Source organism: Candidatus Jidaibacter acanthamoeba (assembly GCF_000815465.1).
In the GTDB taxonomy this organism is placed as follows: domain Bacteria; phylum Pseudomonadota; class Alphaproteobacteria; order Rickettsiales; family Midichloriaceae; genus Jidaibacter; species Jidaibacter acanthamoebae.
In genome coordinates this window covers 1-5,841 of the sequence record NZ_JSWE01000048.1, presented here as the reverse complement: position 1 = coordinate 5,841, position 5,841 = coordinate 1, and the positions used below count along the sequence as shown (strand labels likewise).

At 31.4% G+C, this 5,841-nt stretch carries 6 protein-coding genes; 4 read left to right on the top strand and 2 right to left on the bottom strand.

What is annotated here, in order from left to right; genetic code table 11:
• Together NF27_RS10965 and NF27_RS12780 are read right to left on the bottom strand one after the other, a co-directional pair.
• Positions 1-985, bottom strand: a 985-nt coding sequence (locus NF27_RS10965) for a hypothetical protein (protein WP_458692787.1), incomplete at its 3' end; no start/stop codon positions are given.
• A 126-nt stretch (positions 986-1,111) separates the two neighbouring features.
• Complete coding sequence (locus NF27_RS12780) at positions 1,112-1,285, bottom strand: ribbon-helix-helix protein, CopG family (protein ID WP_084212741.1); 174 nt, start codon at positions 1,283-1,285, stop codon at positions 1,112-1,114.
• Positions 1,286-1,779: 494 nt separating this feature from the next.
• Here NF27_RS12780 and NF27_RS01155 point away from each other — a divergent pair, with 494 nt between their 5' ends.
• The 4 genes from NF27_RS01155 (at position 1,780) to istB (ending at position 5,764) form a co-directional block, all read left to right on the top strand.
• Positions 1,780-2,538: a ParA family protein gene (locus NF27_RS01155; RefSeq protein ID WP_039454920.1), complete on the top strand. Its 759-nt coding sequence runs from the start codon at positions 1,780-1,782 to the stop codon at positions 2,536-2,538.
• Entirely contained in the window at positions 2,531-2,824 is a 294-nt protein-coding gene (locus NF27_RS01150) for a hypothetical protein (protein WP_039454917.1), read from the top strand. The genes NF27_RS01155 and NF27_RS01150 overlap by 8 nt, the downstream gene beginning before the upstream one ends.
• Positions 2,825-3,468: 644 nt before the next feature.
• On the top strand, positions 3,469-5,013 hold the full coding sequence (gene istA / locus NF27_RS01145; protein WP_039454914.1) for an IS21 family transposase: 1,545 nt from the start codon (positions 3,469-3,471) through the stop codon (positions 5,011-5,013).
• A complete protein-coding gene (gene istB, locus NF27_RS01140; RefSeq protein WP_039454911.1) occupies positions 5,006-5,764 on the top strand; it encodes an IS21-like element helper ATPase IstB in 759 nt (252 codons plus the stop codon). The genes istA and istB overlap by 8 nt, the downstream gene beginning before the upstream one ends.
• The last annotated feature ends 77 nt before the right edge of the window (positions 5,765-5,841 follow it).

Genomic DNA, 5,841 nt, shown 5'->3' with positions numbered 1-5,841 from the left:
TATTCTCTTCTCTAAACTTTATAATTTCTTTTTCCCTTATCTTCTCTCTTTCCTTTTCTATATCCGGTACTCGATCCCCTACCCCGTATTCTCCTGCTAATATCTTCATTGCTGTCAACTCACATATTACCCAATCAAAATATGCCTTAAACCCTGCCTTCTTTTCTCCCATTAAAAACTTACTTGAGTTTACTTTTATACATAGCTCTTCCCACCTACTCATGTCTTTTTCTACTATTCCTTCCCATAAGCTAATTAGCTTTTGTCCCCTGCTATTAGACATTATTGCTTTATCTTTCCGGTTTAAAAATATTTTGTTCCATATTTCTATCATTTGATTACAGATATCAATTCCTTCTTCTGATATCTTTTTCTCTACTATAACGGTCTTTTTATCTAATGTTTTGAACATATGATTGTGTGAAGGTATTGTTTGCATAACATCTTTAAAACTTTCTTTTTCAAAAGAATTTAAATTTTGTCTGTCTGGTTTTCTAAACCTTGAGCTAGTTTTATTATTAGAAAGAAAGTTATTATTATGGTGGTTATTATCTGTTAACCTATTAATGATTGTGTCAGATTGACATGAAGATAATTCAAATTGTTCTATGCTAAAATTTTTTTCAGGTAAGCAGTCACTTAATATTTCAATAAGTTTAGAGTAATTAATGGAATACCACTTAGTATGGTCTGATTTACAAGCATTAAGTTTTTTAGATAAAATAATACCCTGCTTTTCCAGAGAAGAAAAAAATCTTTGAATTTTAGAGATAGACCAATAAGAAAATTGCTTATGCCAATCCTTATAGGTATTATATACCCAAGCATTACCATCGATAATTTTACCGCACTTTTGCAGCCAGTAGTGAAGTTGTTGAATGATGATAGCTTTCTCTAAGCCTAATTCCTTAGCTAATTGAGGAATGATAATCTGGGGATGAAAATGCTTTTCTAAGAGCATTTCATATATGGCCATTTTGGTCATGACATATGTCTCCTTTAAAACAATAAAAAGTTGTTATAAAACAAAGACTACGCTTGACCTTATAGTATTAATATAGTACTATCAATTTAGGATAAAGCGGCATGGACGTAGTCTGTGCCCTTTTTTTTAACGAATCCTTAATTCTTTTTTTGCTTTCTCCGTATCAATTTTTTCTTTTAGTGCCATTAATATAAATTGTGATTTTGTAAGTACTTCATCATTAATAATCTTATCTAACTCTTCCATAAGCATAGGGGGTACTGAAATAGTAACCCTAATTTTCTTTTGTTCTTTTGACATAAATTTCTTTTTAATATGTGTATGGTTCTTAGCCTGATATAAAACTAACCTTTTGTCAACAGAAAGTTGAAAAATGTGTTTGATGGTGATTGCTTGCGACAAAAAGTGCAACTAGTATATTATTATTGCAATAACAGTATCGTTTGGAAAATATTATTTAATAATTATGTGCCTACATATATGCAGTACATTGTAATATAATTATAATATAGATATATTATAATTATATTATATAAATAAGCGAAATATAATATTTATATATTAGTAATGACCTTTGTAACTAACATAAATAAAGGGCTATATAGCATATTAGTATTGATGTTTTCTTAGAGTATATTTAATTAAATATTAATAGTTTTATACTTATAATATTTATTGTTGCTTATGTATATTATATATGTATTATAAATATATTATAAGTGTAATATAAAATTATTATATTTTTATTTAAAATATATTGCTTATAGACATACAAAATTAATTATGAGAAAAATATGAGAGTAATAGCAGTAATAAATCAAAAAGGAGGCGTAGGAAAAACAACACTTACGGTTAATCTTGCATATGGATTATCTTTACATGGCAAAAGAACTTTAATTGTTGATCTAGATCCTCAATCACATAGTACTGTAATATATGGAAATCCACATTCAGATAAAACTTTAAATGATATATTACTCAGTAATTCATTTAAAATTGAAGAAGCAATTTACCCCGCAATAATCAATAATGCTGTAGTAAAAAACCTCTTTCTTTTGCCTTCTAATATAAGACTAGCCGTTGCCGCAGAACAAGTTTCTTCTAGGGTACATAGAGAAAAAATTTTAGATAAAGCTCTACAAAAGGTCAAAGACAAATTTGATATAATATTAATTGACTGTCCTCCAACTTTAGGAGTATTAGCTGTCAATGGTATTTATGCCGCTCAAGAATTCATAATTCCAATTACTTATTCTAGATATGCTTTAGATGGTGTAGCAGATTTATTTTCCATTATATCAGAAGTAAAAGAAACTAAAAATTTTCCTTATAAAATTGTAAGAAATGCTTTTGATCCTCGTACTACTCAGACTAATAAATTCATTGATACAGAGCTAGAAACTGTAAAAGACAAAGTTGCAGAAACAGTAATACGAAGATCAGAACCAGTAAACCAAGCTGCTATGAGTGGAATGCCTATATTTTTATTTGATCCTAAAGGGTATGGTGCCGAAGATTTTAGAATTTTGACAGAAGAGGTATTAAATGGCTAAGTTAGCAAATGCATCAAGTAAACTAAGTAAATTAAGCAACCTGAACGAAATAGTAACTGACCAACAGAAAGATATAGGGATGGTTAGTAAAAGTAAAGCAGGGTATAAGATAAAAACTTTCAGATTGTCTAATGATGATTTAAAAACTTTAGAAAAAATTAGGGAAGATGTTAATGGTGAAAGTAGGACAAGTATTAGTGATAATAAAATTATACAAGCATTAATATATATAGGAAGTAAGTTAGAATCAGGTAAAGTATTAAAAGCAATAAAAGAAATGGTATAATATTATAGTAATATATTTATATTACTTTTGTAATATAAATATATTATAAATATAAGTTTATATGCATGTTTTATACTTAAATAAGACTTAAACATATGTAAAAAATTTATACTATTATGCATTCGTATTATAAAACTACCGCTTTATTAACCGTAATAAAACCTTAAAGGCAGGCAATGTTGTATGTTATTAACATTGCCCCTAGCAGTTATTCTGCAATAAATTGGATTATTTGAAAAACAAGCAATTTGCTTATTGAGTCACTTGCAATACAATGTACGATATATTAAATCACGATTTTAAATAATTAAAATAAGCTTATTAACTTCCTTTCATAATATTAGTTACATTGGTTGGTATTAAAAGCTTAAATAGAATGGTCTTAAATTTTCATATATAAAAATATTACTTAAGTTTATTTTTAATTATATTATATACATAGTTAAAGCAAATACTGTTGAGCGTCATGGTAAATGCCCCCTGAAGATGGATAAAGTTTCAAAGATAATGACCCCCTAGTTTCAAATTATTTGCCCCCTTTTGCTTAGGAAAGGAAGAAGGGAGTTGAAAGAGGTACCTATAAGAAGAGAATGGTTCTTAGAAGGTTATCAAATAGGTAATAAACAGAAATGAGGAAACTAGAGATGACAGAAATAAGTGAAATACTGTACCGGTGGGTAAACGGAGTAAAGATTAAGGCAATATCAAGATCACTAGGAGTAGCACGTAATACGATAAGGAGCTTAATAAGAAGAGGATTGGAGTCGGGACTGAAGGTAGGAGATGATAGCAGGAAAGTAGATGAGATATCAGCAAATATAAGAGTTGAAAGATACAAGGTTAAAGAGAAGGAAGACTGGAGTGAACAAAAGCTTATAATATATGAAGGAGAAATAAAGGAGTGGTTGGGGGAAGAAAATATAACCATAAAACAAATATGGAGATTAATAAGTGAAAGAGGGGTTAAAATAAGTGAAAGCAGTGTGAGAAGATATATAAATAAAAGGATATTGGTTAGGAAGAACGCAACGATACATATAACTACGAAAGCCGGAGAAGAGGGGCAGGTAGATTACGGGAATGCAGGATTAATGGTAGATCCGAAAACAAAGAAGCTTAGGAAGGCATATATATTTATAATGACATTATCGCATAGCCGGATGAGGTATGTAGAGTATGTATTTAAGCAAGATGAGAGATCATGGATACAAAGTCATATAAATGCGTTTAACTATTATGGTGGAGTACCACAAAGGATTGTATTAGATAATTTAAAATCGGGAGTAATAAGCGCAGATATATATGATCCAACGATCAATAAAAGTTATGCTGAACTTGAAAGGTATTATGGATTTATAGCTGACCCGACTAAGGTAAGGCAACCACAGCATAAAGGGAAGATAGAAAGAAGTGTACTAATAGTAAAACAACAATTACTAGCGGGAAGGAAGTATAAAGATATAGAAGAAGCGAATGAGAAAGCAAAGGCATGGTGCAGAAATATAATAGCTAATCAGGTAACGAGGACTACCGGGAAGACGCCGAAGGAAATATATGAGAAGGAGGAAAAGGCTGCATTAAAGTACTTACCGAAAGGGGTGTTTGATATACCTGAGTGGGAGAAAGCAAAAGTCCATAGGGATCACCATGTAGTGTTCAGGGGTAATTTTTACTCTGTACCTACCACTTATATAGGCAATGAGGTATGGGTAAGAGGAGGATTAAGGGTAGTTGAGATATATTGTAATCATAAGATTATTAAGAGCCATATAAGAGAACATGAAAAAGGGAAATGGGTAACAGATGTAGAAGATTACCCTGAGAGTGTTAAGAAGTTTATCCAAAAAACACCTGAGAAGTGCTTAGAGGAAGCAGAATCTATAGGATTAAATACTTTAGAAGTTATAAAAGAAGTGTTAAGTGATATAAGCAATCAGAGGTTGAGAAAAGCCCAAGCGATACTAAGGCTAAGGGAACATTTTAGCGCTGATAGGCTGGAGAAGGCATGTAAGAGAGCATATAGTTATAAATGTTACTCATATAAGAATATAAAGAACATGCTTGAAAAGGGCATGGAGGCCAAAGCAATAGAAGAAGAATTTAGCATAGCAAAGCTAAATAATCCACAAGGATCCTATGTAAGGAGTGCGCAAGAGTTCTCAACAACCATGGAGGTACACCATGGATGAAGTAATTATAAGTAAATTAGCTAAAGAGCTAAGGTTAAGCGGTATGGTTGAGACTTTACCGCTAAGGTTACAGGAAGCAAAAAACAAAAGCTTAGCCTATGAGGAATTTTTAGGACTTATTTTACAGGATGAGAAACAAAGACGGGAATGTAAAAGTATAGCTCATAGAATAAAAGGAGCAAAATTCGAGGAAGAGAAGACATTCGAGAACCTTGATATGAAGAAATACTCTATGGAAGTAAGGCAAATAATAAATCACCTAATGAGCAATAAATATATAAAAGAAAAGCAGAATGTTATTATACTAGGCCCTACCGGAACCGGCAAAACCCATTTAGCTCAAGCATTAGGGCACCAGGCATGTCGTGCCGGTAAGAAAGTAAAATTTATAAGAGCCAATAACTTATTTAGCAAGTTCCAGGCAAGTAGGGCTGATGATTCTTGGAAAGAGATGATTACAGAGTATACTAAAACAGATTTACTAATCTTAGATGACTTTGGGCTTAAAGCTTTAACTCCTCTACAAGCATCAGATCTGTATGAATTAATTGCTGAAAAATATATAAGTAGCAGCTTTATTATTACCAGTAACAGAAAAACTGAAGGGTGGCTGGAACTCTTCCCTGAGCCGGTTATGGCTAATGCTGCTCTAGATAGAGTTGTGCATAAGAGCTATTGTATAGTGCTCGATGGAGAGTCTTATCGAAAAAATGCTATACCGAAACTTAATAAAGGAGAAATTGAAATGTAAACAATCTTGTTATATTTTGCACTTAGGGGGTCAAATAGACTGAAACTCTAAGGGGTCAATATCAATGACATTCAACA

Excerpts from the sequence above, each read along its gene's own strand:
- NF27_RS12780 (WP_084212741.1), bottom strand. The coding sequence starts at position 1,285 with ATGTCAAAAGAACAAAAGAAAATTAGGGTTACTATTTCAGTACCCCCT.
- istA (WP_039454914.1), top strand. The coding sequence starts at position 3,469 with ATGACAGAAATAAGTGAAATACTGTACCGGTGGGTAAACGGAGTAAAG.
- istB (WP_039454911.1), top strand. The coding sequence starts at position 5,006 with ATGGATGAAGTAATTATAAGTAAATTAGCTAAAGAGCTAAGGTTAAGC.
- NF27_RS01150 (WP_039454917.1), top strand. The coding sequence starts at position 2,531 with ATGGCTAAGTTAGCAAATGCATCAAGTAAACTAAGTAAATTAAGCAAC.
- NF27_RS01155 (WP_039454920.1), top strand. The coding sequence starts at position 1,780 with ATGAGAGTAATAGCAGTAATAAATCAAAAAGGAGGCGTAGGAAAAACA.